Raw genomic sequence first — 25,938 nt, forward strand, 5'->3', positions numbered from 1 at the left:
CGCCCCGGTCCGCGCCGGGGCGGCACCGTCGCGTCAGTAGTTGGTGCCGCCGGTGTCGGCCTGGGAGATCGCGAAGATGATGATCGCCACGTAGAAGAGGACCACCAGCAGGTAGAGGCCGGTGACGATCCAGCCGACGATGATGCCGGCCTTCGCCATGCCCTCGCCGCCCTCGCCGGTCTCCCGGATCTGCTTCTGCGCGACGTGGCCGAGGATCGCGCCGATCGGCGCGGTGATGCAGGAGCCGATGCCGACCAGGGCGAGCACCAGTGCGGCGATGGCGAGGCCGTTGGTCCTCAACGAGGGGGCGTAGCCGTAGTTCGGGTAGGCCGGCGGGTAGGCGGCGGGCCCGGGCTGGCCGGCGGCGTGCTTCATCCCGGCGTACGGGTCGCCGCCCGCGTACGGGTCCGGGGCGTACGGGTCGGCCGGCGCGTACGGGTCGGGGCCGGTGGGCTGGGTGGGGACGGGTTGACCGCTCACCGGGAGGGCGGGGTCGGCGGGTGGGCTCGACTGCTGGCCCGACCACGCCGGGTCGTTCCAGCCGCCGGAGGGCGGGGGATATGTCATTCGTCTGCTCCGTAGGGTGCGGGGTGCGCCCGTCAGGGTAGTCAGGCCTGCCCAGACCCCGAGGTGTCACCACCGGGTGTGCCGCGTTGCCCGGGCCGGAGGAAGCGGGCAGGATCCTGGCATGGTGATTGACGCGCGAGCCGCGGACCGCTCCGGCAGCCGACCGAGACGGGACGCGAGCCGCCCCGGCGTGGCCCGGCGCACCCGCGCCGCCGCCCAGCCGGGCACCGCCGGCATCGACGAGCCCGCGCCGCTGCCGGACCCGGTGACCATGCGCCTCGACGGGAAGGTCGCCCTGGTCACCGGGGCGGGCAGCCCGGACGGCATCGGGTACGCGACGGCCCGCCGGCTGGCCGACCTCGGCGCCCGGGTGGCCATCGTCTCCACCACCCGACGCATCCACGACCGGGCCGGCGAGCTGGGCGTGACCGGCTTCGTCGCCGACCTCACCGACGAGTCGGAGGTGGGCGCGCTCGCCGACGCGGTCGCCGAGCAGCTCGGGGACGTCGAGGTGCTGGTCAACAACGCGGGCCTGGCCAGCCGGGCCAGCCCCGAGGTGCTGCGCCCGGTCGCCCAGCTCAGCTACGACGAGTGGCGCGGTGAGATCGACCGCAACCTCACCACCGCGTTCCTGTGCAGCCGGGCCTTCATCGGCGGCATGGCCGAGCGGGGCTGGGGCCGGATCGTCAACCTGTCGGCCACCGCCGGGCCGGTCAACGCCCTGCCCACCGAGGCGGCCTACGCGGCGGCCAAGGCGGGCGTGGTCGGGCTGACCCGGGCGCTGGCGATGGAGATGATCGCCGACGGGGTGACCGTGAACGCCGTCGCGCCGGGCACCATCCACACCGCGGCCTCCACGGTGGCGGAGATCCGGCAGGGCCTCGGCACCCCGGTCGGCCGCCCCGGCACGCCGGACGAGGTGGCCGCGGCGATCGTCTTCCTCTGCTCGCCGGCCGCCTCGTACATCACCGGGCAGATGCTGGTGGTGGACGGCGGCAACAGCGTCCGTGAGGCCGAGTTCCGCTGATCTGCGGGGCTCAGTAGTTGGGGCCGTTGTTGCCGGCGAGGGCGATCAGCGCGATCCAGCCGCAGCAGGCCAGCACGCCGAGCCCGGTGATGACGTAGCTGAGGATGAGGCCCCACGTGGCGAGCTGGTCGCCCTCCTCGCCCGTCGTACGGATCTGCCGCTTGGCCAGGTGCCCGAGGACGATGCCGATCGGGGAGAAGACGAACGCGAAGACCAGCGAGAGGATGGCGAGCACGTTCGTCCCGCCGGCCCGGGGACCGGACGGCGGGCCGTACTGCCCGTAGGGCGTCTGCGGGGTGTACGGGGGCTGGTGCCCCCACTGCTGCCCGTGCGGCGGTTCGCCGGGCTGCTCGTAGCTGGGCTGCCCGTACGCGGGCTGCTGGTGGGCCGGCTCGTAGGACGGTGGTTCGTAGGACGGCTGCTCGTAGGACGGCGGCCCGTACGACGGTGGCTCCGGTGGGGGCTCGTAGCTCGACGGATCGTGCCCCGGCGGGGGCTCCCAGGGTGACGGCGACCGGTCCGGATCGGGCGGCCCCGACGACGGTGGCTGGCTCACGGTCTCCTCCTGCCGGTGGCGGATCGCGTCCCCTCTTGCCGGACGCTACCCGCAGCGGTGAACCTTTTCACAGCGGTTGTGTGGACTGGTCACCTTGGCCTCGACCGCCGTGCGGCCAATACTGACGAAGCGTTCAGTTACCCATGAGTAAGGCGCCGACCCCCGGAGGCTGAGATGGCCCGACTCGCCCAGACGCCCGGCCTGACCGATGTGCAGCGGTCGATCCTGGAGACCGTCCGGGAGTTCGCCGACAAGGAGATCATCCCGCACGCGCAGCGGCTGGAGCACGCCGACGAGTACCCGAGCGACATCCTCGACGGGATGCGCGAGATGGGCCTCTTCGGTCTCACCATCGACGAGGAGTACGGCGGGCTCGGCGAGTCCCTGCTCACCTACGCGCTGGTGGTCGAGGAGCTGTCGCGGGGCTGGATGTCGATCTCCGGCATCGTCAACACCCACTTCATCGTCGCGTACCTGATCTCCCAGCACGGCTCCGCCGAGCAGAAGGCCCGGCTGCTGCCGAAGATGGCGACCGGCGAGGTGCGCGGCGCCTTCTCGATGTCCGAGCCCGAGTGTGGCTCCGACGTCTCCGCGATCAAGTCGAAGGCCGTCCGCGACGGCGACCGGTACGTCATCAACGGCCAGAAGATGTGGCTGACCAACGGGGCGTACTCGTCGGTGGTGGCGACCCTGGTCAAGACCGACACGGGCGCCGACTCCGTCTACGGCAACATGAGCACCTTCCTGCTGGAGAAGGAGCCCGGCTTCGGCGAGACCGCGCCAGGCCTGACCATCCCCGGCAAGATCGACAAGATGGGTTACAAAGGCGTCGAGACCACCGAGATGGTGCTCGACGGGGTCACCGTCGGAGAGTCCGCCGTCCTCGGCGGCGCGGAGAAGGTCGGCCGCGGCTTCTACCAGATGATGGACGGCATCGAGGTCGGCCGGGTCAACGTGGCCGCCCGCGCCTGCGGCATCTCCATCCGCGCCTTCGAACTCGCCGTCGCGTACGCCCAGCAGCGCCACACCTTCGGCCAGCCGCTCGCGAAGCACCAGGCGATCGCCTTCAAGCTCGCCGAGATGGGCACCAAGATCGAGGCGGCCCACGCGCTCATGGTCAACGCCGCCCGGCTCAAGGACGCCGGCCAGCGCAACGACGTCGAGGCCGGCATGGCCAAGCTGCTCGCCTCGGAGTACTGCGCCGAGGTCGTCCAGGAGGCGTTCCGCATCCACGGCGGCTACGGCTACTCCAAGGAGTACGAGATCGAGCGGCTGATGCGGGAGGCCCCGTTCCTGCTCATCGGCGAGGGCACCTCGGAGATCCAGAAGACGATCATCTCCCGCGGCCTGCTCAAGCAGTACAAGCTCTGACGCAAGGAAGGGCACCCTCCTGACGCCTCAGGTAGCGGAAGGTGCCCTTCCTGACACGTCGGCGCCGGCGGCGGGCTCCGGTGCGGTGACCGGCCCCGCCGCCAGCACCTGCGGTCGTTCCCGGTACGCCTCGATCGCGGCGGCCAGGCGTTGCTCCGGCACCGCCACGTCACGGCCGCCGACCACCGGCGCCGGCTCCAGCGACCGCCACACCCTCGGCCGCAGCCGCACTCCGGCGAGCCGGCCGTCCTCCCGGTGCAGGCTCACCCGGTCGATGTTGGACCAGTCGTACCGCCGGCGGCCGTGCCGGATCCCACTCGCCGTCAGCGCCAGCCGCCCGGTGAACCGCATGCCGAAATAGGCGACGAGGCCGCCCGCCGCCGCCACCGCGACCAGGAGCACCAGCCGGACGACCCGGGCCCACTGCGGGTCGGCGGGCAGCGCCATCGTCACCACCAGCATCACCGCCGTCGCCCAGGCCAGCGCGGTGACGAGGTCGACCCAGCCGGCCAGGGACCGCCGAGCGACCAGACCGGGCTCCGTCCCGTCCACGCCGGCCACCCGTTCCCGCCAGATAAGCCGGGCGTCCTGCCGCGGACACCACCGCCGCAGCAGCGCGGTCACACCGACGAAGAGCCAGAAGACACAGACATCGGGATCGAACCGGGGAACCCGGAACAGCGCGGCGGCCATCGGCACCGCCACCATTGCGGCCACCGTCGCGGCCAGCAGCCGGCGGGACCAGAGCCCGTCGTCGCGCTTCGGCAGCCGGCCGGACAGGCGGACAGACATGACCGCAGGGTACGAGCCGTCGACAACGTACGGGCCCGACCAACCGCCCAGCCGACTCGTGCAACCGCCACGGCGGACGGGACCGACCGCCGTGCCGGGACTTCCCGAACCCGGTCAGCCCAGCCGGGTCAGGCCGGCGGCGGCGCGCTCGACGATCAGGCAACGATCCTCGACGTAGTCGACGCCCGCCTCCGTGGCGATCCGCCGCGCCTCGGCCGAGACGATGCCGAGCTGCAACCAGACCGCCGGAGCGCCGATCGCCACCGCCTCGCGCACCACGTCGACCGCGTCCTGCGCCGGCCGGAACACGTCGACCAGGTCGACCGGGTGCGGGATGTCGGCCAGGGACCGGTAGACCCGCTCGCCGAAGAGTTCATCGGCCGTCGGGTTCACCGGGATGATCCGCCAGCCGTACCGCTGCATCTGCAACGGCACGCTGTGCGCGGCCTTGCGCGGGTCGCGGGACGCGCCCACGACGGCGATCACGGCGGAGTCGGCGAGGATCTGCTGAGCGGAGCGCACCCGCCGACTCTAACCCCGCCGCTCAGCCGCCGCCCGCGAGCACGTGACGCAGCCGGGCGTACTCCTCGGGCGTGCCGATCGCCGCGCGGTGCTCGGGATACGCGGCGTAGTGCTGGATCGCCCCGGCCAGCAGCTCCGGCGCGACATCCAGCTCGCCGGTCTCGACGACGACGTGGCGGCGCGAGGCAAGCCCTCGTTGCCGGACCAGGTCACGGCTGCGCACCGGCAGCCGCTGGAAGCCGGACTGCCGGGACGGCCCGCCCGCAGCCGCCGGGTCCAGGGCCTCCCACGGTACGGAGGTGTGCCGCAGCGGGTCACCGGCGGTGATTCCGGCCGGGGTCAGCGCGACTGTCGGCACCCGGCGCCAGAGGGCGACCGACAGCAGAACGGCGAACGGGCCGGTGATGCTCGGGTAGAGCCACCACATCCCGTCCTGACCCGAGCTGAGCTGGTAGGTCGTCGTGTAGGCGAGGAAGGCGAGGAGGACCCAGCGGTAGCTCACCCGGCCCCTGGGCGGGCCGAAGAAGGCCTGCTCCCGCTCGTCCACCCGCAACTCGGCGGCACCGGGCCGCCCGAAGACGCGCATCAGACTCAACAGCAGCGCGACCAGCGGCAACAGCGTGAGCAGGGCGGCCGGACCGTCCGTGCGTCGCGCCCAGCCGGCCGCAACGCCCCAGAGCACTCCGGCGGCCAGCGCGACCGCCACCGCCACCCGCGGCCGGCGGAGCGCCCGGACAATCGTCTCCCGCACGCCGGCAGCGTATCGGCAGCCGTCTACAGGAGGGTGAGCTGCTCGGCGGGCGGCGGCGCGGGCGCCGGTCCGGTGCGGCGGTGGTCCTCGCCGCGCTCGCCCCGGGGCAGCCCGTGCCGGCGCGCCGCGATGCGCACCCGCGCCGTCAGTTCCCGCTGGTAGGACTGCGGGGCGTACGCGCCGGAGCGGTAGAGCTCGCGGTAGCGGGGGACCAGGTGCGGGAACTCGCGGCCCAGCCAGCGCGCGTACCACTCCCGGGCACCTGGGCGCAGGTGCAGCGCCAGCGGCGTCGCGCTGGTCGCCCCGGCGGCGGCGATGGCCGCCACGGTCGCGTCGATCGACTCGTCGTCGTCGCTGAGCCCGGGCAGGATCGGCGCCATCAGCACGCCGACGTCGAAGCCGGCGTCGGCCAGCGCCCGTACGGCGTCGAGCCGCCGCCTCGGGCTGGGGGTGCCCGGCTCCACCGCCCGCCAGAGCCGCTCGTCGACGAAGCCCACCGAGTACGACACGCCGACCCGGGTGACCTCGGCGGCCTGGCGCAGCAGCGGCAGGTCACGCAGGATCAGCGTGCCCTTGGTGAGGATCGAGAACGGGTTCGCGAAGTCGCGCAGCGCCGCGATGATCTGCGGCATGAGCTGGTAGCGCCCCTCGGCCCGCTGGTAGCAGTCGACGTTGGTGCCCATCGCGACGTGCGCGCCCCGCCAGCGCGGCGCGGCCAGCTCCCGCCGGACCAGCTCACCGGCGTTGACCTTGACGATGACCTTCCGGTCGAAGTCCTCCCCGGCATCGAGGTCGAGGTAGGTGTGCGTGTTCCGTGCAAAGCAGTTGTGACTCACGACGCCGTCGGCGATGAAGTCGCCGGTGCCGGTCGTGATGTCCCAGAGGGGCAGTTCCAGCCCGAGGGGCTCGATGCCGACCACCCGGAGCGCCGCCTGGCATTTCAGCGCCGCACCGTCGATCGACCGCTTCCGGGTGATGGCCGGGTCGGTCAGGTGGAAGAACCGTAGCCGTTCGCGTAGCCCGCCGGTCAGCCGAATGTTACGTACGCGGTTCGCGCGGCCTGGATCTTCGACCACGCTCGTAAAGCCGAAGTGGCTCAGCGCCGCCGACGTCTGGTCGAGGATCTCGTTGCTGCTGTTGCTGATCCGGAGAACGCCCTGGCTGCAACTGCCCTCTGCGTCGAAGATCCCTGCCAGGAAGCCCAGCCGCCAGTCGTCGGTGGGATCGTCGGGCCACCGCACCAGCGCGGTGATGGCCTCGATCGAGCGCTGCCGGGACGTCCGGATCGCGGAGATGGCGCGTCGCGTCGCACTTGCCGGGGTGTACGCGAAGCTGTCCGTCTCCACCCCGGCACTGACGAGGAAGCGCTTCGTGCGACCCAGCGCCTCCTCGTCGGCGAGCGCCAGGCGGAACCGGTGCACCACCCCGTAGGAATAGCCGTAGGTGCCGAGGTTCGCGTCACCACGGATCATCCCGCAGAGGTAGCCCTGCCGGTAGTCGGCCGAGTCCTTGGGGCCAGTGGCGAAGCGGCCGGTGCCGATCAGGCGGTTGTTCGTCGTCAGATAGGGGCGTTGCCCCGCGCCGTTCATCGCGCCGGTCACGTGTTTCCAGCCGCGCTCGGAGAGGAACCGGTGGTCACCGCTGGCGATCAGCGTCGTGCCGTCCTCCAGGGTGACCCGGTAGGCCGGCTTCACGGTCGACCATTTGGCCAGGACCGTGGTGACGACGTAGCGACGGTAGGCACCACGACGCTGCGTGCCGTAGATCCGGTCACCGATCTCCAGTTTGCTGATCGGCTTCGTGCGCCCGTCGGCCATGAGGATCGGCGTCTCGCCCGAGAGGCAGTAGACGCACGCATGGGAGCAGCCGCGGTAGGGGTTGATCGTCCACTCGAACGGGACCCGGGACGTGCCGGGCACCTTGTTGATGATCGACTTGGCCTGCACCTCGTAGAACGTCATGCCGGCGAAGCCCGGCGTGTCGAAGGTGCGGGCGACCGCTCCGGGCAGCGCCAGCGGCAGGGGTGGTGTCGCCGGCGCTGCCCGGTCGGGGACTCCCTCGTCCGGGGGAGCGGCGAGGTTGTCCCAGCGCATGGCCCTCATTCGAACACGCGTACGAGCGGAACGCAAGCGACCCGCGGTGTTCCCGCCCACCTCGCGGCACCGCACGCGCCCGGCGGGTGGAGGATGGAGGGCATGGAGAGGTCGACGTTCGTCTACGACGGGGACTGCGCGTTCTGCACCCGGTGCGCCGAGTTCATCGACCGGCGCATCCCGACGGGCGTGCGGGTGGTGCCGTGGCAGTTCGCCGACCTCGACGCGCTGGGCCTGAGCGAGGCCGAGTGCGAGGAGGCGGTGCAGTGGGTGGGCGCCGACGGGTCCCGCGCGGCCGGTCCGGATGCCATCGCCAGGCTGCTCCGCGACAGCGGTCCGCTCTGGCGGGTCGCGGGCGCCGGCCTCGCCTTCCCGCCGGTACGCGCCGCCGCCTGGCCCGCGTACCGCTGGGTGGCCCGGAACCGGCACCGGCTCCCCGGCGGCACGGCCGCCTGCGCGCTGCCGCAGGAGGCGCGGGAGCGCCTCTACGGACCGTCCGGTCGCCCGGCCGCCGACGCCTGACCCGCGAGTGCCGGCGCGGCGCCGGCGGGCGCTGCGGTGTCCCGTCCCCGGCGGGTGAGCAGCCGGCGCGCCCAGACCACCGGCCGGACCCGCTCCAGCGGCAGGAAGCTGGTCATCGCCGCCAGGTGCGGGGCGAACGAGATCGTGATGGTCGCGACGGTGACCAGGTGGAACGAGTAGAAGAAGCCCACCGTGGCCAGCCGCCAGCGTTCCTTGAGCAGGAACACCACCGGGCTGAACAGCTCGAACGCGACGATGCCGAACTGGGCGACGATCAGCAGATACGGCACCGAGGCGACCAGGTCGGCCAGCTCGGTGCCGCGCCGGAGGATCGCCCGGGCCAGCACCGAGCCGGTCAGCCAGTCCAGTCCGCCGAAGCGCAGCTTGGCCCAGGCGGCCAGGAAGTACGTGCAGATGACCGCGATCTGGGTGACCCGTAGCGCCCATCCGCCCGCCTCGGTGCGGGTGGTGTCGCCGTGCCGGGCCCGGCCGGCGGTGGGCAGCACGGCCAGCGCGACGAGCAGGCCGAACCGGTCGTGGTCGACCTTGCCGTAGCTCATCGCGACGATCATCCACTCGAAGTAGAGCGCGAAGACCGCCCAGCCGAGCAGGCGTGGTGCCCGGCCGGTCGCGGCGAGCAGGGCGAGCAGCAGCAGGGCCCAGAAGACGACGGTGACCAGCGTCTGGGTCGGCGTCGGCAGGGGCAGCACCCGACCGACCAGCAGCGGCTGGTAGAGCTCGCCGGGCACCGCCACCCGGGTGCGTACCCAGGGCGTGAAGACGACCAGGTCGGCGGCGACGAAGAGGTAGATCAGCGTGCGGAAGGCGGCCACCCGGCCGCGGGGCACCGCCTCGGTCAACCAGCGGCTCATCGGTCCGCCTGCCAGGCGACCACGGTCTCGTCGGTCCAGCGGCCGGTGGGTCGCCCGTCGCGGATGCCGTGCCAACGGATGACGATGCGGACCTCGACCAGCTCCGCCGCCTCCGGGTGGCGCTCGGCGTACGCGTCGGCGACCTCGGCGAGCAGCGTGGGGTCGGCGGCGTAGCGGCTCTGCTGGCCCTCGATCTCGGCCCGGCGGATGCCGGTGGCCCGCTCGCCCAGGTCGACGACCGCTCCGCTGCTGTCCACGCCCTCGACGCGGGTGTCCGGGGCGGGGGAGTTCGGCGGGTTGGACGTGGAGTACATCCGGAACGGGCCGAACGGGAAGTGGTCGTCGGTGCCCCAGGCGGTGCCGGCCACCAGGACGGCCAGGCCGAGGGCGGTGACGGCGAGCCGGACGGCGCGACCGCGGGTGGTCAAGGTTTCCATCGGGTCGTGACGATACGGGATGTACCGCCCGCCTCGGCTCCCTCCGACGGCCACTTCCCGCTGGCCGGCGGGCCAGGGCTGCCGCGTCTCGGGCGCATGGCGGAGACGTCTCCACGGGCGCATGGCGGAGGTGCGGGTGCCGGCCGCTCCCCGTCACCCGGCGGGTGTACGCCGACGGCCGGGCCCGTCGGGGTCCGGCCGTCGTGGAGCGCTGCGGCTCAGTGGCTGTGTCCGGCCAGCTTCTCGCGGACGTCGTCCATGTCGAGGGCCTGGACCTGCTCGATCAGGTTCTCCAGGGCGGACTCGGGGAGGGCGCCGGGCTGGGCGAAGACGATGACGCCGTCGCGGATCGCCATGATGGTCGGGATCGAGCGGACGTCGAACTTGGCGGCCAGCTCCTGCTGCGCCTCGGTGTCGACCTTGCCGAACACGATCTCGGAGTGCTTGTCGGAGGAGCGCTCGTAGACCGGGGCGAACCGCTTGCACGGGCCGCACCAGTCGGCCCAGAAGTCGACCAGCACGATGCCGTCGCTGCCGGTCACCTCGTCGAAGTTTGCCGTGGTCAGCTCTACGGTTGCCATGAAAGTCTCCGATCGGCGCGGAATAGCTACGTCTGGTGGAACCAGGGCGTACCTCGTGGAATTCCCGGCCCGTCTCCGCCGAAACGTGCTCGTCACGGCGTTGCGCGGGTCACGTTCACATCGATGACGATGGTTCCTGCTCGCCGTTGCGGTACGCAAGTGCACGACGCATTTGCGTGACCGGTCGTGATGGGAGCGTTTCCAGGGAGATCGACACGATTGACCGGAACGAATGAGCAATCAGGCGGTTGACAAGCGGCAATCCGGCGTGCGGAGATCGCCGAGGTCCGGTCGACCGAGCACGCACAGTAGTGTTACGAAAAGGTAAATGTGACCTCCGTCTCTGTTCGGTTCGCCTTCCCGTACGGCAGAATCTTCCGCATCAGAGCGTGGGCGGCGGGTGCCGGGGAGGGCCCCGCCGCTCATTGCGTCTCCCCCCGGTTGTGGCGGATGTGACATTTCCGCACGCCCCGCGCCCCGCACCTCGCCTTAACACTCCATAAGGCATGCTGTGCCGAACTCCATCGCCGCCCGTCGAAGGGGACAAGGATGCAGTTCGGCCGCTACTACGAGGAGTTCGAGGTCGGCGCGGTCTACCGGCACTGGCCCGGCAAGACGGTCACCGAGTACGACGACCACCTCTTCTGCCTGCTCACCATGAACCACCACCCGCTGCACATGGACGCGCACTACGCCGAGACGGCTAGCCAGTTCAAGCGCAACGTGGTGGTCGGCAACTACATCTACTCCCTGCTGCTGGGCATGTCGGTGCCCGACGTCAGCGGCAAGGCCATCGCGAACCTCGAGGTGGAGTCCCTGCGGCACGTGGCGCCCACCTTCCACGGCGACACGATCTACGGCGAGACCACCGTGCTGGACAAGCGCGAGTCGTCCTCCAAGCCCGACCGGGGCGTGGTCTCCGTGGAGACCCGGGGCTACAACCAGGACGGCACGATGGTGTGCGTCTTCCGCCGCCGGGTGATGGTCCCGAAGAAGGAGTACGCGACGGCGGCGGTGCCCGAGGGCGTCGACCCGGAACGGCCCAGCTTCCCCGAGCCGCGCTGACCGACGGGCCCCTTCTCATCCGGGTTCCGGGTGGTAGGGGCCCTTTTTCCGATCCGGGGCATATGCTGGCGCCGGAGGTCCCCATGAGCCACTCCGTCGCCGGAGAGCCGTCCTCTGCCGGCCGCCGTGCCGCACCGCTGACCACCGCCGTCTACTCCGCCGCCGAGTGGGACCTGCTGACCAGCCTGCCCGGCCGCGTGATCGTGGCCGCCGCCGCGCCCGGCCCCGGACGGCCCCACCCGGGAGTCGCCGCCGGGCTCGCCGGCCTGGGCGCGGTCGCCGCCGGCCGGGCCTTCGACAGCGATCTCGTACGCGCGGTGGTCGCCGCCATCTACGCCCGGCACGACGGGGCGGGCGATCCCGTCGAGCGCCTCACCGACGTGGTGGACCTGCTCGCCGCCTGCCGCGCCGCGACCCGGGTGCTGCGGCGGCGGGCCGATCCCGCCGACTCGGCCGCGTACCGGCAGTGGGTGCAGTCGGTGGCGGCCCGGGTGTGCAGGGCGGCGACGGCCGGAGCCCCCGGGCTGCCGCCGGCCCCCGCCGACCGCCGCTTCCTCGACCGGCTCGGCGGCGCATTGGGGCTGCGCTGAACCGCCCCGGTCGACCTGGCGTCCGCCCTGTCGGTGCCATCCGCGTCGGCCCGGTCCGGTGCCGCGCCGGGGTCGCGACCCGGGGCGGGGTCCGTGGGCCGTACCCTGCGTGACCGTGACCGGAGACCAGCTCGACGTCGGCGTGGGACCGTGGCCCGGGGACCCACCGGACGACCCGCGGTACGACCCCGAGCTGCTCGCCGAGGGCGACCGGCGCAACGTCGTCGACCGGTACCGCTACTGGCGGCGCGAGGCCGTGGTGGCCGACCTGGACCGACGGCGGCACGACTTCCACGTCGCGATCGAGAACTGGCAGCACGACTTCAACATCGGCACGGTCGTCCGCAACGCCAACGCCTTCCTCGCCGCCGAGGTGCACGTCGTCGGCCGCCGGCGGTGGAACCGGCGCGGCGCCATGGTGACCGACCGCTACCAGCACGTCCGGCACCACGAGACCATCGAGGAGTTCGTCGCCTGGGCGGCCGGACGGGAGTTGCCGGTTGTCGGCATCGACAACCTGCCCGGCTCCCGGCCACTGGAGACCACCACCCTGCCCCGGCGCTGCGTCCTGCTGTTCGGGCAGGAGGGCCCCGGCCTGTCGGATCCGGCGCGTGCCGCCTGCGACCAGCTCTTCTCGATCGCCCAGTACGGCTCCACCCGGTCGATCAACGCCGGCGTGGCCAGCGGCATCGCCATGCACGCCTGGATCCGTACGCACGCCGGACCGCCGCCGGACTGACCGCCGCCACTCGCCGGGCTGCCTGCCGTCGCTCGCCGGCCTCGGGCTCGCCGGGGGACCTCAGCCGACCCGCCCCGGGAGGTGGTCGGCGGCACCGAAACCGGCGCTCCGCTTGACGGGGCGGCGTGTGGGGGTGACGGTGGGATGGTGAGTGTCGCGGTGAGTTGCCCCAAATGTGGTGGACCGGTGCGGGCGCCGGACCTGATGCACACCGAGTCGCGCTGCCTGGACTGCGGGCCGGTCTCCCCGCTGCACGTGCCCGAGCACATCGGGACCGAGATCGTGGCCAGCGTGGTGGAACGGATCGTCGCCGCCGCCGACCCGCCGACCCGGCCGAGGACGCCGCTGTGGTGCCCGTGGCCGCTGCCGACGGGCTGGACCATGACCGGCGTGGCGTACGCCGGCGACGACCGCACCGGGGTGCGCGCCACGGCGGTCGCCTGCGCCGGGCCGGAGCCGCTCGGCGGGGGTCCCGCGGACCTGGTCTTCGTCGCCGAGGAGCCGGGCGTCGGCCTGGGCACCCGGTTCGCGGGTCTGGCCGGCCCGGATCCGGGCCCGGAACTCGCGCAGGCGTTGACCGATCCCGGGCCGGGCCATCCGGAGCATGTCGGGCAGGCCAGGATCAAGGTGGCCGGTCATCCGACTCCACTGTGGCTCGTGAACTCCCCGACGGATCGAAGCGCGTACGCCGGCGAGGCTCGGGGATTGTGGCTCCATGCGATAGCCTGGCCGGCGAGTGCGGGTCACCTCCTCGCGGAAGAAGTCGTGTTGCACGACTTGACCGAGTGGACACCGCCCGAGCTCGTGTACGGCGCACCGTCTCCGTATCTGCACGGGAAGGCTTGACGGGCCCTAGGGCTTGACAGGCATCCCGGAATGTCGGAGAACGGACGCAGATATTCACTGTACGACACCACACTGATACTCTGGGTGCCGCTGCGGTAATGGGACCCGGCGCCGCGCGAGAGGATGGCCCGCCATGGTCAAGAAGGTCCTCACCTGGGCCGGAATCGCATTCTTGATCTTCTTCGTCGCATACCGGCCAAATTCTGCGGCGGACGTGTTCAAGTCACTGGGCGGCGGGATCATGGACATCGCCCAGGGGTTCGGCGACTTCTTCACCAGCCTCGTCGCCTAGCCGCCGATGGGAAACCCCTCCGGTCCACCCTTCGATCCCGACGATCCCGATCGGGAGCGCCGGGAGCGGGACACGGAGCCGATCCCCCGGATCGGCCCCGACGACGGGCCGGGCTACGGCACCGGTCCGGGTCTCTCCGACGGTCCCTCCCTCTCGGACGACGCCGGCTTCGGCGACGGCCCGGCGTACGCAGGGGAGGGGCGGTCCGGTCGGGCCTGGGTCCGTGACCCGGAGGCCGGCTACCAGCCACCGCAGATCTCCGAGGACGAGCTGGCCGGTCTGCGGGCCGACGCCGCCGGCATGGCGCCCCGCCGGGTGCTGCCGTTGGAGGACGAGCCCAGCTCGCTGGTGGCGCGCTACCTCTTCCCGACCGAGCGCTACCGGGGCGAGTGGAAGCGGCACTGGATCCACCTCTCCACCCCGCTGCTGGTCGGCATCGCCGCCACCTTCGTGCTGGGCTACCTCTCCGGCTTCCTCGCCGGGCAGGACGTGGGCGCGCTCACCACGATCGCGGTGCTGCTCTGGTTCGCCGTGATGGGATGGGTGGCCTGGAAGGTCGCCGACTGGTGGTACGACCGCTTCATCCTGACGAACAAGCGGGTGATGGTGGTCAACGGCATCATCACCCGGCGGGTCGCGATGATGCCCCTGGTCCGGGTCACCGACATGAAGTACGAGCAGAGCCCGACCGGCAGGGCGCTCAACTACGGCACCTTCGTGCTGGAGTCCGCCGGTCAGGAGCAGGCGCTGCGTGAGATCAAGAACCTGCCCAACCCCAACGAGCTCTACCTGCGTGTCGTCGAGGAGATGTACGAGCCGCAGGCGGTCGAGGCACGGCTGGGCAAGGAGGCCGACGAGGCCAAGGCCGACGACGGGGCGTGAAACTTTTCGTCCGAACATCGGAGGAACTGCGCACCATTCGCCGTCGACCCGACCACCCCGGGCATGGCAACCTGCCAGGACAACGGGGTGCGGAGGTGGCCGATGGTGAGCAGGGATCCCCTGGAGGAGGAGTTCCGCGACTTCGTCGCGGCCCGCTCCGGCGCCCTGCTGCGCACCGCCTACCTGCTCAGCGGCGACTGGGCCACCGCCGAGGACCTGTTGCAGACCGCGTTGACCAAGACGTACCTGGCCTGGAAGCGGCTCGGCGGGATCGAGGCGATCGAGCCGTACGCCCGCCGCGTCATGATCAATACCTCGACCAGCTGGTGGCGGCGGCGCTGGCACGGTGAACGCCCCACCGACGTGCTGCCGGAGCGGGCCGGGGTCGACGAGATCGAGCAGCAGCTCGACCGGGACCTGCTCTGGCGTCACCTGAGCGCGCTGCCCAGCCGGCAGCGGGCGGTGCTCGTGCTGCGCTTCTACGAGGACATGTCCGAGGCGCAGACCGCCGCGCTGCTCGGCATCTCGCCGGGCACGGTCAAGAGCCAGACGTCGCGCGCCCTGGGCACCCTGCGCCGCCGGATGGGCGCCGAGGCCGTCCTCGACCTGTCGGCCGGGGCCGACCCGACCCCGGCCCTGCCCCGGGCCGACGGCACCGACCGCCCCACCCCCGCCCGCGATCGCGCCGACCGCCCCGCTCCCGCGCAGGGCGGCACCGACCGTCCCGCTCCGGTCCGCGGCGGCGCGCCGATCCGCCCGTCGACGGCCTACGGGGCGCCGACGATGGTGGTGGGCGAGGACGCGGCGGCCGTGGTCGCGGCGACGAACGCCCCGTCGCCGCTCGTCGCGCCGGCCACGGCGGGCCGGCCGGACGGCACCACCACCGCCGCCCCGAGCAGGTCGGGAGGCGCCATCGCCCCGGGTCGGTCGGGAGGCGTCACCGCCGCTCCGGGCGGTGCCGCGACCGGACTTCCGGCGCAGCCGGCCACCGTTGCTCCGGCGCCGGACGCCGGACGTGCCACGTCGGCCGCCGAGCTGACCGACGAGTCGGCGGGCGATCCTGTGCCCGTCGCCTCGGGGGCGCGGGCCGGGGCCGGGGCGGTGTCGCGTACCGCCCGTGACGAGCAGCGCGGCCGGCAGGCCGCCCTCCCGGCCGTACCGGCCGGCTCCGGAGAGCACCGGTGAGCCGTCCCGTCGGTCGTGGTGACAACCGGACCGAAGGCCCGACGCGTCCATTCGCCGTGACCGAGGACGAGCTGGCGCAGGCGGTACGGGAGACGTTCGCCCGCCGGGTGTCCGTCGCGCGTCCGCTCGTCGCCGATCCGGCGGGACTGGCGATCCGGCGGGCCGACCGGTCCCGGCGCCGGCGGACGTTGACCGGGATCGCCCTCGCCGCGGTGGCCACCGTGACGGTCAGCGCCGGAATGGCCCAGCTCGGGCAGCAGCCCGGGCGACCCACCCATCCGACCGTGGTGCTCGGTGACCCGTACGCCTCGCCGTTGCCGGACCCGACCCCGCAGCTGTCGGCCGCTCCCCGGGCCGACCTGGGGCGGGGCGAGGTGGACCTCATCCTCAACGACGTGCTGGTCACCGCCGGCGGGCAGCGGCTCGCCCTGCCCGACGTGGGCACGGCCGCCGAGCGTGCCCAGCGGCTCCCCGACCGGGCCGGGTGGGCGGTGGTGGGCGCGCCGACGGCGGCCGGCCGGTCGCTGTGGATCGTGCTGTCGGACGGCAAGGCACACCTGCTCCTGGCCGGGGCCCGGGACATCGTCCTCAGCCCCGACGCGCGGCAGGTCGCCTGGCGGGAGGGGACGGATCTGGTCGTCGCGGGCATCGTCGGCACCCAGGTCGTCGCCGCCGCCCGCACCCCGGCGTCGCCCGACGCGGTACCGGTCGCCTTCGCCGGGGACACGGTCCTGGTCCGCCTCGCCCCCGACCGGCCCGGCCACGCCCTGTGGCGCCCGGCGGCGGGTCCGCCGCGCGGCGCGGGCGACGCCGCCCTGCACGTCTACGGCACCCGCCCGGACGGGCTGGCGGTCGCGTTGGTGTCCGCCGGCACTCCCCGCCGGCCCTGTGTCGCCCTGCTCGACCCGGCCCGGAACCTCGCACCGGTACGGACCGGATGCGGGCCGACGCTGACCGGCGCCGGAGCCGGCGGGGTGTCCGCCGACGGGCGGTGGCTCCTGGTCAACGGGAAGGCGGGCCGGCAGGACCGCGCGTTGCTGGTCGACCTGGACCAGCTCGCCGCCGCACCGGCGACCCGCCCGGCCGGTCCGCCCGTGGCCGGGCCGGTGGCGTGGACGCCGCAGGGGACGGCCCACTACCCGGCCGCGGACGGCGCCCTGGTGCGCGTCGAGGTGAGCCGCGTGCTCGACGGCGAGGTGGCCGTGTCCGTGCCCGTGGCCGGCCTGCCCGCCGGAGAACGCGTGGTGCCGGTGGGCGGCGACCGCCGTCCCTGACCGCGCCCGCGCGCCCGGGGCGGGCCGCCGGCCGGTAGCGTCGGGCCGATGAGCGCGGCACCGCGGATCGACCTGCACACCCACTCCACCGCCAGCGACGGCACGCTCAGCCCGGCCGAGCTGGTGCGGGCGGCGGCGGAGTCGGGGCTCGACGTCGTGGCGATCACCGACCACGACACCACGGCCGGCTGGGCGCCGGCCCTGGCGGCGCTGCCGGCCGGGCTCAGCCTGGTCCGGGGCGCGGAGCTCTCCTGCCGGTGGTACGGCGAGGAGCCCGCGCTGCCGCTGCACCTGCTGGCGTACCTCTTCGATCCGGACGCCCCGGAACTCGTCGCGGAGCTGGCCCGGGTGCGGGCCGCCCGCGAGGAGCGGGGCGAGCGGATCGTGGCGCTGCTGCGGGCCGACGGGATCGACGTGAGCTGGCCGGAGATCCTGACCGGCGCGGGCGGCGGAACCGTGGGCCGGCCGCACATCGCGCAGGCGCTGATCCGGGCCGGCCTGGTGGCCACCACGACGGAGGCGTTCGGGCCGGACTGGCTGGGCGAGCGCTACCGGCTGCCCAAGGCGGACATCGACGTCTTCCGCGCGGTCCGGCTCGTCCGCGCGGCGGGCGGTGTGCCGGTCTTCGCCCACCCCCGGGCCACCCGGCGGGGGCGGATCGCGCCCGACGAGCTGATCGCCGACCTGGCCGCGATCGGGTTGGCGGGGCTGGAGGTCGACCACGAGGACCACTCCGCGGCCGAGCGGGCGCACGTGCGGGCCCTGGCCGGCGAGCTGGGCCTGCTGGTGACCGGCTCGTCGGACTTCCACGGCACCCACAAGACCGTCCGGCTCGGGGCGTTCACCACCGATCCCGGGGCGTACGAGCGGATCGTCGCCGAGGCGGGCGGAGTGACCGAGGTCGCTTCCGGCTGATCCGCGTTTCCGCCTCCGGCGGCGCGGCTACGTTGATCACGTGGATGCCAAGCTGTTCGGCGAGGTCTTCGTGACCCTGCTGGTGATCGTCGACCCGCCGGGCATGATGCCCATCTTCCTGGCGCTGACCGGCCCCCTGACGGCGCGGGACCGCAACCGCGCCGCCTGGCAGGCCGTCGCCCTGGCGCTGGGCGTGATCGTGATCTTCGCGGTGGCGGGGCAGACGCTGCTCGACTACCTGCACGTGGACCTGCCGGCGTTGCAGGCGGCCGGCGGGCTGCTGCTCATCCTGGTGGCGTTGGAGCTGCTCACCGGCAAGGCCGACGACCCGAGCCAGCAGGCCACCTCGAACATCGCCCTGGTGCCGCTGGGTACGCCGCTGCTGGCCGGCCCCGGCGCCATCGTGGCCACCATGCTCTTCGTCCAGCAGGCCGACGGCGGGGCGGACGTCACGGCCATCGCCGCCGCGATCGTGGCCGTGATGGTCACCGTCTGGATCGTGCTGCGGTTCTCCGGCGGGATCGTCAAGATCCTGCGACCCGGTGGGATCGAGGTGCTGACCCGGATCGCCGGCCTGCTGCTGGCCGCGATCGCGGTGCAGCTCATCGCGGACGCGGTGGCCGCGTTCGTGACCCAGTACGCCAACATGACCTGACCGGCGGCCGGTTCTGTCGGGGGTGGATGGCAGGATCGCGGTGTGCGACGAGCCTCTTCAGCCGGACGGTCCTCCACCAGCGGCGGCCGGGCGCCCCGGCCGCGCGGCGAGCAGCCCGAGCAGCTCGGCTTCGAGGGCATGCCGGAGCGGCTCTTCGTCTGCACCCCGAGCAAGCTCGGCGCCTATGCCGACTGCCCCCGCCGCTACCGCTACTCCTACGTCGACCGTCCGGCCCCGCAGAAGGGCCCGCCGTGGGCGCACAACTCCCTCGGCGCGAGCGTGCACAACGCCCTGAAGAACTGGTATGCCCTGAGCCCCGAGCGGCGTCGGCCGGAGGCGCTCGCCGCGTTGCTCAAGGGCACCTGGGTGCGTGAGGGCTACCGTGACGACGAGCAGGAGCGGGCCGCCTACCGGCGGGCCCTGGGCTGGCTGGAGTCCTACGTCGAGACCCTGGAGCCCGGGGCCGACCCGCTCGGCGTGGAGCGCGTGGTGGCGGTCAAGACTGCGGTGCTCGCCTTCAACGGCCGGGCCGACCGGATCGACTCCCGCCCCGGGCCCGACGGCCCGGAGCTGGTGATCGTCGACTACAAGACGGGCCGCACGGGACTGGACGCCGACGACGCGCGCGGCTCGCAGGCGCTGGCGCTCTACGCGTACGCCGCCGAGCGGGTGTTCCGCCGGCCGTGCCGCCGGGTGGAGCTGCACCACCTGCCGACCGGCACGGTGGCCGCCCACGAGCACACCGTGGAGTCGCTGGCCCGGCAGCTCACCCGGGCGGAGGAGACCGCCCGCGACATCATGGCCGCCGAGCGGGCGGTCGCCGACGGGGAGGACCCCGACGAGGCGTTCCCGACCACGCCGGGCCCGCGCTGCGGCTGGTGCGACTACCGGCGCACCTGCCCGGTGGGGGCGCAGGCGCCGGGCAAGGAGCCGTGGGCGGCCGTCGAGCGCGCCGCCGACCCGGTGGTCGCGCCCGCGATCGACCCGGCGTCCGGCCAGGACTGACCACCCCCGCAGGCACGGTCACCCTGCCGGCGACACGGTGCCGGCCCGGGTCGCACAGGGCGCCCACCGGGCAGCCGGTTCGGCCGTGGGTCAGGCCGGCGTGCCGGTGAGCCGGGCGGCGCGTTCCTTGGCGGCCTGCTGCAACGGCCCCTCCCGCCACCGGCGGGGCAACGTGGCGAGGGTCAGCCGCAGCGCCCGGACGCTCAGGTCGGCGGAGAGTGCGGTCGTGGGCAGGCCCAGCCCGCCGTACATCCGCCGGGCCCAGGCCGGCAGCAGCGCGAGCGCCGTGCCGGCGATGCCGAAGTACGCCCAGCGGGGCGGCCCGAGGTTGAGCCCGATCCGGGCGGGCAGGCTGAGCTTCCACGGGATCGGCGGCGCGGTGAGGAAGAGCGCCGTCTCGGCCGCCTCGCGGGTCATCCGCAACTCCGGACGGATCCGCCGGTAGTAGTCGGCCACCTCGGCGGCGGTGCCCGGCACCGTCGCCGGGTCCAGGCCGACCAGGGCGGCGGAGCGCCGCTGCTCGGTGTAGTAGCCGTCGATCTCGTCGGCGGTCAGCGGCAGCCCGGCCCGGCGGGCCGTGTCGAGGAACGATTCGACCTCGGTGACGTGCACCCAGCGCAGCAGTTCGGGATCGTCGACCCGGAACTCCTCCCCGGTGAACAGGTCGGTGGCCCGCAGGCGGGCGTGCCGGCGGCGTACCCGGAGCCCGGCGGCCTCCGCCTCGGCGGTGGTGCCGTAGATGGTGGTGCCGACGTAGGTGGCGGTACGCACCAGGCGGCCCCAGGCGTCGGAGCGGTAGTTGCTGTTTTGGGCGACCCCGGCCATGGCCCGGGGATGCAACGACTGGAGGTAGAGCGAACGCAGGCCGGCGACGATCAGGATCGGCTCCTCGTGCACCTTCCACGTGACCGAACCCGGACCGAAGAGGCCGAGGTCATCGGAGTCCACCGACCAAGGGTGCCACGCGGTGCCGCCGCGCGCCGCGTGGAGAGCGGTCGGCCCTCAGTCGTCGGCGGAGCGGCGGGCCTGGCAGGTGGGGCAGAGGCCCCAGAACGTCACTTCCGCCTCGTCGACCTCGAACCCGTGGGCGATGTCCGGGTCCAGGCAGGGCGCGCTGCCGACCGCGCAGTCGACGTCGGCGATCTCCCCGCAGCCCCGGCAGACGACGTGGTGGTGGTTGTCCCCGGCCCGGGCCTCGTAGCGGGCGGGGCTGCCGGCCGGCTCGATGCGGCGGGACAGCCCGGCGCGCGACAGCGCGCCCAGCACGTCGTAGACCGCCTGGGTGGAGACCGAGTCGATGCGCTGGCGCACCTGGCGGGTGATCTCGTCGACCTCGAGGTGGCCGCCGGCGGCCAGCACGTCGAGCACGGCGAGGCGCGGCCGGGTGACCCGCAGGCCCCTCGACCGGAGCAGTTCCTCGCCACCGGGCATGTGCCAATGACAGCACGCGGGTCGGGGACCGACAACCGGCCTCCGGTGCAGGGTGGCGCCGGCCACAACCCCGGTCGTCCCGAGCCGGCCGCCGGGTCGGCGGGTTCCTCGCCGGGGAACGGTGAACCGGACCGGCTCCGGGCGCGTGTTCCCGATCGAGATTGACTGGGCGGGTCGACCGGCGCACCGTACGCTGGCCCCGCGACCGCGTACGCCGGAGGTGTGGATGTTCAAGGAGATCCTGGGTCTGCCGGCCCACGTGCTGGTGGTGCACGCGGTCGTCGTGCTCGTGCCGCTGCTGGCCCTGCTCTCCGCCGCGTACGTGGCGTTGCCCCGGTTCCGGGCGCGGCTGGACTGGGCGGTGGCGATCCTCGCCGTGGTGGCGCCCGTGTCGGCCTTCGTCGCCGTCGAGTCGGGGGAGGAGCTGACGGACGCGTTCCTCGCCCGGGGCATGCAGGGCCCGATCGTGGAGCAGATCTTCACGCACTCCCGCTACGGCGACATCCTGTTCCGCTGGGTGCTGCCGCTGGCCGTGGCGTCGCTGCTGCTGCTGTTCGTGACGAGCGGGCACCGGCGGGTGCCGAAGCTGCCGTCCTGGGTGACCCCGGTGCTGTCGGTCGTGGTGGTGGCGCTCGGCGTCGTCAGCCTCGTCTACGTGTACCTGACCGGGCACTCCGGGGCCGAGACCGTCTGGGGCAACACCCTCTGACGTCCCGCCGGCCGCGTCGGGCCGACAGGCGGCGTGGGCCGCGACCGGGCCGAGGTCAGAACACGAGCCGGGAGCAGAGCACGCAGACGAGGAGCACCAGCACCACACCGGCCACCGTGCCCACGCCGTACGTGAGTCGTTGCGCCCGCTGCTCCGCCGCGTCGAGTTCCGCCATGTCCTGCGCCGGCAGCCGCCGGGGCGGTGGCGGTCGCAGGTGCACCGGTGGGCGCCACCCGGCCGGTGGCGGGGTGGTCGCGGGCGGGCCCGCGTAGCCACTCCCACGCGCCGGGGGTGGCGTGGCCGGCCCCGGCGGCGCGCCCGTGGGCCGCTCGGGCGAGGCGTCGGGCCGTCGCCAGTACTCGTCCGGGGCGTCGCCGGAGGTGGGGGTCGTCACGCCGTCCGACGCTACCAACGCCCCGGCCCGGCGGCCGGCCGGACGCGGCGGCCCGGCGGTTCGTCGTCGCTCCCGCCGGTGGTGGCTGCGCTAGTCTTGCCGCTCGTGAGCATCACCGAGGATCCGGGCATGCCGGCGGTACGCGGCGACGACGACCGCGCCGTCGACCTCAGCGACGACTTCGTGGTGCTGCCCGAGCAGACCGCCGACGACACCGACCGAGGCTGGGGCGAGCGCTCGGGCGGCAACGACGACTGGCTGCTCGCGGAGCGCCCCCCGCACTGGGACTGAGCGGCTCACCGCCGCCCGGTGGACGAGCGCGGCCGGCCCGGGGACCGGCCCAGCTTCGGGGGCCGGCCCCCGGCCGGGGCGGCGTGGGTCAGGAGGAGCTGGCGCTGCTGGCGGCCGGGGCCTTGCCCCCGCCGCCGGTGGAGCCGCCCGAGCCCGACGACGGGGACGAGCCCGACGACGAGGACGAGGAACCGGCGGACGAGCCCGACGACGAGGACCCGCCGGACGAGCCGGAGTCACCGCCGCCGGACGAGTCGGACTTCGCCGGCTTGGCGGCGGCGCCGCTCTTCGCGCTGTCCGAGCCGGACGAGCGCGAGTCCGTGCGGTAGAAGCCCGATCCCTTGAACACGATGCCGACGGAGTTGAAGACCTTCCGCAGCCGTCCCTCACACGCCGGGCACTCGGTCAGCGGTGCGTCGGAGAAGGACTGCACCGCCTCGAGCTGGTGGCCGCACGCGGTGCAGGCGTACTGGTACGTGGGCACGTTCTCCTCCGGATCTGGCACGGCCGTTCTGGCACTCGACGGATTCGAGTGCCAATGGTGCGTCATCGCCCCCGGATTCGTCCAGCGGAAGTGTGGGGCGCGACACCCGCCACGCCCCCCGGGGCGGCGTCCAGCGTACGCAGGCCGTCGGCGGGCGTGACGACCGCGCGTACCGGGCGGTCGTGCGGCTCGGCGGGAAGCGCCTCCACCAGCTCGCCGTCGTGCAGCGGGACCACGGTCAGGGCGGTCGCCGGCACCCGGGCCAGCGCCCGGTCGTACGAGCCGCCGCCCCGGCCCAGCCGCAGCCCCCGGCGGTCCACCGCCAGCGCGGGCAGCACCACCAGTTGCGCCCCGGCGACCGCCGCCCGGCCCAGCCGCGGCCCGGCCGGCTCGCGCATCCCCCGCCCGGCGGCCACCAGCCCGGCCGGCCCGCTCCAGGCCGCCCAGTCGAGGTCGAGGTCGTCGCACAGCACCGGCAGCAGCAGCTCCCCGCCCGGCGGCAGCGCCGCGTGCAGCACCGCCGGCAGGTCGGGCCCGCCCGGCTCGGAGCCGACCGGCACGTACGCCGTCATCCGCAGCGGGCGCAGCCGGCGTACGAGAGCCACCAGCTCGGCCTGGACGCGCCCGGCGGCGTCGGCCCGCTGCGGCGCGGTCAGCGCCCGGCGGCGGGCGAGAACGGCGGCGCGCACATCCCGCTTCGCCTCTTGCGCTCCATCAGAAAAATCGGGCACGCAACACTCCTGACGCAACGTTTGTCGCCTGGTGGCTCTGTGTCAGCATCGCAAGCAACGGCGGCGGAACTTCCGGGGGGACCGAGTGACGCTACGCGGGCGGTTGACCACAGCCTTCCTGGCGGTGGCGCTCGGCCCGGTGGTGCTCGGGGTGATGTTCGTCGGGGCGACCGTGGCGGCGGTCGACTCGAGCCGCTCCACCGAGCGGCTCGCGGTGGCCGCCGCGACCGTGCGCACCTCCGTCGACGCCCTCTGCCAGCAGTTGCGGGCCGCCGCCGACGCGGTCGCCCTGGCCGGCGACCGGCCGGCCGCCGCGAGCCAGGTGGTCCGCCGTGGCCTGGCCGCCGCGGTGCGGGTCGCCGACGTCACCGGCCGGGTCACCTACGCCAGCCCCGGCGGCCCCGCGGGGCCCTGGCGGGACTGCGCCGACCCGCCGGCAGCCGGGCCGGTGCGGGCGCTCGCGGCCCGCGCCGACCTGCGCGACCGGGCCGGTGGGCCGCTCGGCACGGTCACCGCCGCGCAGCCGGTCGACCCGGCCTTCGTGGCGCGCCTCGCGGCCGTGACGGGGGTGGCGGTCACCCTGATCGACGACGCCGCGGCGCCCGTCCGGCTCGCCCACAGCACCGAGTCGACCGGCGTACGCGACGCCGTGCTCGCCGCCGCCGACACGCTGCACGGCGAGCGCGTCGCCGAGACCCCCGACGGCCGGTACGTCCGCCTGGTCGGCCCGTCCTCCGGGCAGCCCCTGCCGCTGGTGCTCTCTGTCCCCAGCGAACGACCACGCGGCCTGTACGTCGCACTGGGCTCGGCGGTGCTGGTGGCGACCCTGCTGGCCGTGGTGGCCGCCTGGCGGCTGGCCCGGGTCACGACCCGCCCGCTGGTCGAGCTGGCGGGCGCGGTGGACCGGGTGGCGCGCGGCGACCTGACCGCCCGGGTGCCGGTGCGCAGCCGGGACGAGATCGGCCGGCTGGCCGGCGCGTTCAACCGGATGACCCGCGAGACGGGCACCTACGTGGCGGCGCTGACCAGCAGCCGCGACCAGCTGCGCGGGCACCTCGCGGTGCTGGGGGACACCCTGGCCAGCACCCACGACCTGCAACGCATCCTGCGGGTGATCCTGCACAGCGCGATCGCGGCGACCGGCGCCCGGGCCGGGGCGGTGCTGCTCGTCGACGACGGCGGGGTGCTCGTCGCGCAGTGCACCGAGGGGCTGGACGAGCCCGACCCGGCGGACGAACCCTCGGGGCCGTTGCGGGTGCCGCTGGGCAGCGGTGTGGTGGGCGCCGTCGCGGCGACCGGGGAGCCGCGCCGGGGGCGGGTGGAGCCCTCCGTCGCGCCGCCGGGGGAGCCGCACTGCCGGACGTACATCGCGGTGCCGTTCGCGGCCCCCGGCACGACGGGCCCGCCCGACGGCACCGCCCGCGACGGGCCCGCCCCGCGCCCCGGGGCGGAGCCGGCCGCCCCCGCCGGGGCGCTCGGTGTGCTGGCCCTCTACGACCGGCTCGGCGCGGACGAGTTCGACGACGACGACCTCGTCACCCTGCGCACCTTCGCCGGCCACGCCGCGGTGGCGGTGGACAACGTCCGGGTGCACGAGGAGGCGCAGCGGCTCTCGCTGACCGACCCGCTCACCGGGCTGTGGAACTACCGCTACCTGAAGGAGTCGATCCGCCGGGAGGTCGAGCGGGCGAGCCGGTTCGGCCGGATGCTCAGCGTCCTCGCCCTCGACCTGGACCGGTTCAAGACCGTCAACGACACGTACGGCCACGCGGCGGGGGACGCCGTGCTGGCCGAGTTCGCCCGCCGGGTGCGCGGCGAGATCCGCGAGGTCGACCTCGCCTTCCGGCAGGGCGGCGAGGAGTTCGTGCTGCTGCTGCCGGAGACCGACGCCCGGGGCGCGGCGATCGTCGCGGAGCGGCTCGGCGCGGCGATCCGGGACGCCCCGATCGCCGCCGACGGGCACGGCGGGGCAGCCGTGGCCATCGGTGTCACCGTCTCCGTCGGCATCGCCGTGCACCCCGACCACGGCAGCACCGGCCAGCAGGTGCTGGACGCCGCCGACGACGCCCTCTACGCCGCCAAGGCGGCCGGCCGGGACACCTGGCGCATCGCCGAGGAGCGGGCCGGACCGTCGGCGCGGGAGATCCCCGTCCCGGCCGCGGCGGCCACCCCCGAGGACGGTCTGCCGCGCGCTGGCGCTCCCCGCCAGCCGGTGCGGGTCCGCCCCGAACCGGCCGATCCGGCCGACGCCGCCCCGGGGAGCGCTCCGGGCGCGCCCGACCCGGTGCGGCCGGGTCCCTGCGGCGGCGCGTCTTCCGGTCCTCACCCTCCACGACAGAGCCGTGGCCGATAGTCTCGC

31 protein-coding genes and 1 pseudogene are annotated in these 25,938 nt (G+C 74.1%); 18 read left to right on the forward strand and 14 right to left on the reverse strand.

Annotated elements, in window-relative coordinates; all coding sequences use genetic code 11:
- Positions 1-33: 33 nt before the first annotated feature.
- Positions 34-567: a DUF4190 domain-containing protein gene (locus OG989_RS10660; RefSeq protein WP_327030409.1), complete on the reverse strand. Its 534-nt coding sequence runs from the start codon at positions 565-567 to the stop codon at positions 34-36.
- Positions 568-688: 121 nt separating this feature from the next.
- On the opposite strand from OG989_RS10660, the gene OG989_RS10665 reads away from it, so the two are divergent.
- A complete protein-coding gene (locus OG989_RS10665; RefSeq protein WP_151454935.1) occupies positions 689-1,594 on the forward strand; it encodes an SDR family NAD(P)-dependent oxidoreductase in 906 nt (301 codons plus the stop codon).
- Positions 1,595-1,604: 10 nt separating this feature from the next.
- Here OG989_RS10665 and OG989_RS10670 read toward each other — a convergent pair whose 3' ends face one another.
- The gene (locus tag OG989_RS10670; RefSeq protein ID WP_327030410.1) at positions 1,605-2,150 is read right to left on the reverse strand and encodes a DUF4190 domain-containing protein; all 546 of its coding nucleotides are present in this window, start codon (positions 2,148-2,150) and stop codon (positions 1,605-1,607) included.
- Between the two features lie 174 nt (positions 2,151-2,324).
- On the opposite strand from OG989_RS10670, the gene OG989_RS10675 reads away from it, so the two are divergent.
- Entirely contained in the window at positions 2,325-3,521 is a 1,197-nt protein-coding gene (locus OG989_RS10675) for an acyl-CoA dehydrogenase family protein (RefSeq protein ID WP_327030411.1), read from the forward strand.
- A gap of 27 nt (positions 3,522-3,548) precedes the next feature.
- Here the strand turns inward: OG989_RS10675 and OG989_RS10680 are convergent, their stop codons facing one another.
- The 4 genes from OG989_RS10680 to OG989_RS10695 all read right to left on the reverse strand — a co-directional run bounded on the left by OG989_RS10680 (position 3,549) and on the right by OG989_RS10695 (position 7,679).
- A complete protein-coding gene (locus OG989_RS10680) occupies positions 3,549-4,313 on the reverse strand; it encodes a hypothetical protein (protein WP_327030412.1) in 765 nt (254 codons plus the stop codon).
- A gap of 114 nt (positions 4,314-4,427) precedes the next feature.
- A complete protein-coding gene (locus OG989_RS10685; protein WP_121396731.1) occupies positions 4,428-4,835 on the reverse strand; it encodes a CoA-binding protein in 408 nt (135 codons plus the stop codon).
- Between the two features lie 22 nt (positions 4,836-4,857).
- Positions 4,858-5,586 carry a hypothetical protein gene (locus tag OG989_RS10690; protein ID WP_327030413.1) on the reverse strand — a complete coding sequence of 243 codons (729 nt, stop codon included), beginning with the start codon at positions 5,584-5,586 and terminating at the stop codon, positions 4,858-4,860.
- A 23-nt stretch (positions 5,587-5,609) separates the two neighbouring features.
- The gene (locus OG989_RS10695) at positions 5,610-7,679 is read right to left on the reverse strand and encodes an intein-containing Rv2578c family radical SAM protein (RefSeq protein WP_442791925.1); all 2,070 of its coding nucleotides are present in this window, start codon (positions 7,677-7,679) and stop codon (positions 5,610-5,612) included.
- Positions 7,680-7,781: 102 nt separating this feature from the next.
- Between OG989_RS10695 and OG989_RS10700 the strand changes: the two genes are divergently transcribed.
- Positions 7,782-8,201 (forward strand): thiol-disulfide oxidoreductase DCC family protein, encoded by a 420-nt coding sequence (locus OG989_RS10700; protein ID WP_311410661.1) that lies wholly within the window; start codon positions 7,782-7,784, stop codon positions 8,199-8,201.
- Here the strand turns inward: OG989_RS10700 and OG989_RS10705 are convergent.
- From OG989_RS10705 to trxA, 3 genes are all read right to left on the reverse strand, one after another.
- A complete protein-coding gene (locus tag OG989_RS10705) occupies positions 8,165-9,073 on the reverse strand; it encodes an HTTM domain-containing protein (protein ID WP_151454941.1) in 909 nt (302 codons plus the stop codon). The genes OG989_RS10700 and OG989_RS10705 overlap by 37 nt on opposite strands.
- Positions 9,070-9,510 (reverse strand): hypothetical protein, encoded by a 441-nt coding sequence (locus OG989_RS10710; RefSeq protein ID WP_327030415.1) that lies wholly within the window; start codon positions 9,508-9,510, stop codon positions 9,070-9,072. Before OG989_RS10710 ends, OG989_RS10705 begins: the two co-directional genes overlap by 4 nt.
- Before the next feature lie 218 nt (positions 9,511-9,728).
- Positions 9,729-10,091: a thioredoxin gene (trxA, locus tag OG989_RS10715; RefSeq protein ID WP_151454943.1), complete on the reverse strand. Its 363-nt coding sequence runs from the start codon at positions 10,089-10,091 to the stop codon at positions 9,729-9,731.
- A 549-nt stretch (positions 10,092-10,640) separates the two neighbouring features.
- Between trxA and OG989_RS10720 the strand changes: the two genes are divergently transcribed.
- The 11 genes from OG989_RS10720 to OG989_RS10770 all read left to right on the forward strand — a co-directional run bounded on the left by OG989_RS10720 (position 10,641) and on the right by OG989_RS10770 (position 19,539).
- The gene (locus tag OG989_RS10720; RefSeq protein WP_132231598.1) at positions 10,641-11,156 is read left to right on the forward strand and encodes a MaoC family dehydratase; all 516 of its coding nucleotides are present in this window, start codon (positions 10,641-10,643) and stop codon (positions 11,154-11,156) included.
- A 62-nt stretch (positions 11,157-11,218) separates the two neighbouring features.
- Positions 11,219-11,746 (forward strand): hypothetical protein, encoded by a 528-nt coding sequence (locus OG989_RS10725; RefSeq protein WP_327030416.1) that lies wholly within the window; start codon positions 11,219-11,221, stop codon positions 11,744-11,746.
- Positions 11,747-11,861: 115 nt separating this feature from the next.
- Positions 11,862-12,485 carry a TrmH family RNA methyltransferase gene (locus tag OG989_RS10730; RefSeq protein WP_151454945.1) on the forward strand — a complete coding sequence of 208 codons (624 nt, stop codon included), beginning with the start codon at positions 11,862-11,864 and terminating at the stop codon, positions 12,483-12,485.
- 144 nt (positions 12,486-12,629) lie between these two features.
- The gene (locus OG989_RS10735) at positions 12,630-13,331 is read left to right on the forward strand and encodes a DUF6758 family protein (protein WP_327030417.1); all 702 of its coding nucleotides are present in this window, start codon (positions 12,630-12,632) and stop codon (positions 13,329-13,331) included.
- A gap of 133 nt (positions 13,332-13,464) precedes the next feature.
- Complete coding sequence (locus OG989_RS10740) at positions 13,465-13,623, forward strand: hypothetical protein (protein ID WP_007455302.1); 159 nt, start codon at positions 13,465-13,467, stop codon at positions 13,621-13,623.
- A 6-nt stretch (positions 13,624-13,629) separates the two neighbouring features.
- The gene (locus tag OG989_RS10745) at positions 13,630-14,505 is read left to right on the forward strand and encodes a PH domain-containing protein (RefSeq protein WP_132231592.1); all 876 of its coding nucleotides are present in this window, start codon (positions 13,630-13,632) and stop codon (positions 14,503-14,505) included.
- A 102-nt stretch (positions 14,506-14,607) separates the two neighbouring features.
- Positions 14,608-15,690: a SigE family RNA polymerase sigma factor gene (locus OG989_RS10750; protein ID WP_327030418.1), complete on the forward strand. Its 1,083-nt coding sequence runs from the start codon at positions 14,608-14,610 to the stop codon at positions 15,688-15,690.
- Between the two features lie 56 nt (positions 15,691-15,746).
- Complete coding sequence (locus OG989_RS10755; protein WP_151456759.1) at positions 15,747-16,964, forward strand: hypothetical protein; 1,218 nt, start codon at positions 15,747-15,749, stop codon at positions 16,962-16,964.
- Between the two features lie 48 nt (positions 16,965-17,012).
- Complete coding sequence (locus tag OG989_RS10760) at positions 17,013-17,879, forward strand: PHP domain-containing protein (protein ID WP_327030419.1); 867 nt, start codon at positions 17,013-17,015, stop codon at positions 17,877-17,879.
- A 40-nt stretch (positions 17,880-17,919) separates the two neighbouring features.
- The gene (locus tag OG989_RS10765) at positions 17,920-18,534 is read left to right on the forward strand and encodes a MarC family protein (RefSeq protein WP_151456757.1); all 615 of its coding nucleotides are present in this window, start codon (positions 17,920-17,922) and stop codon (positions 18,532-18,534) included.
- 138 nt (positions 18,535-18,672) lie between these two features.
- Positions 18,673-19,539, forward strand: a complete 867-nt coding sequence (locus OG989_RS10770) for a RecB family exonuclease (protein WP_370518987.1) — start codon at positions 18,673-18,675, stop codon at positions 19,537-19,539.
- A gap of 90 nt (positions 19,540-19,629) precedes the next feature.
- Here OG989_RS10770 and OG989_RS10775 read toward each other — a convergent pair whose 3' ends face one another.
- The gene (locus OG989_RS10775) at positions 19,630-20,487 is read right to left on the reverse strand and encodes an oxygenase MpaB family protein (RefSeq protein ID WP_151456755.1); all 858 of its coding nucleotides are present in this window, start codon (positions 20,485-20,487) and stop codon (positions 19,630-19,632) included.
- Positions 20,488-20,541: 54 nt separating this feature from the next.
- Positions 20,542-20,970, reverse strand: a complete 429-nt coding sequence (locus tag OG989_RS10780) for a Fur family transcriptional regulator (RefSeq protein WP_151456754.1) — start codon at positions 20,968-20,970, stop codon at positions 20,542-20,544.
- 226 nt (positions 20,971-21,196) lie between these two features.
- Between OG989_RS10780 and OG989_RS10785 the strand changes: the two genes are divergently transcribed.
- On the forward strand, positions 21,197-21,679 hold the full coding sequence (locus tag OG989_RS10785) for a DUF2231 domain-containing protein (RefSeq protein ID WP_151456753.1): 483 nt from the start codon (positions 21,197-21,199) through the stop codon (positions 21,677-21,679).
- A gap of 55 nt (positions 21,680-21,734) precedes the next feature.
- Here OG989_RS10785 and OG989_RS10790 read toward each other — a convergent pair whose 3' ends face one another.
- A complete protein-coding gene (locus tag OG989_RS10790; RefSeq protein WP_327030420.1) occupies positions 21,735-22,073 on the reverse strand; it encodes a hypothetical protein in 339 nt (112 codons plus the stop codon).
- Between the two features lie 105 nt (positions 22,074-22,178).
- On the opposite strand from OG989_RS10790, the gene OG989_RS10795 reads away from it, so the two are divergent.
- The gene (locus tag OG989_RS10795; RefSeq protein ID WP_132231574.1) at positions 22,179-22,364 is read left to right on the forward strand and encodes a hypothetical protein; all 186 of its coding nucleotides are present in this window, start codon (positions 22,179-22,181) and stop codon (positions 22,362-22,364) included.
- An 83-nt stretch (positions 22,365-22,447) separates the two neighbouring features.
- The gene (locus tag OG989_RS10800) at positions 22,448-22,693 is read left to right on the forward strand and encodes a hypothetical protein (RefSeq protein WP_327031291.1); all 246 of its coding nucleotides are present in this window, start codon (positions 22,448-22,450) and stop codon (positions 22,691-22,693) included.
- Positions 22,694-22,755: 62 nt separating this feature from the next.
- Here the strand turns inward: OG989_RS10800 and OG989_RS10805 are convergent.
- A pseudogene (locus OG989_RS10805) lies at positions 22,756-22,914 on the reverse strand (FmdB family zinc ribbon protein); the annotation flags it as partial.
- Positions 22,911-23,579: a 5-formyltetrahydrofolate cyclo-ligase gene (locus OG989_RS10810; protein ID WP_327030421.1), complete on the reverse strand. Its 669-nt coding sequence runs from the start codon at positions 23,577-23,579 to the stop codon at positions 22,911-22,913. The pseudogene OG989_RS10805 and the gene OG989_RS10810, both read right to left, overlap by 4 nt.
- Positions 23,580-23,664: 85 nt before the next feature.
- Between OG989_RS10810 and OG989_RS10815 the strand changes: the two genes are divergently transcribed.
- Positions 23,665-25,932 (forward strand): diguanylate cyclase, encoded by a 2,268-nt coding sequence (locus OG989_RS10815; protein ID WP_327030422.1) that lies wholly within the window; start codon positions 23,665-23,667, stop codon positions 25,930-25,932.
- The last annotated feature ends 6 nt before the right edge of the window (positions 25,933-25,938 follow it).

The organism is Micromonospora sp. NBC_01740 (assembly GCF_035920365.1).
GTDB lineage: Bacteria > Actinomycetota > Actinomycetes > Mycobacteriales > Micromonosporaceae > Micromonospora > Micromonospora reichwaldensis.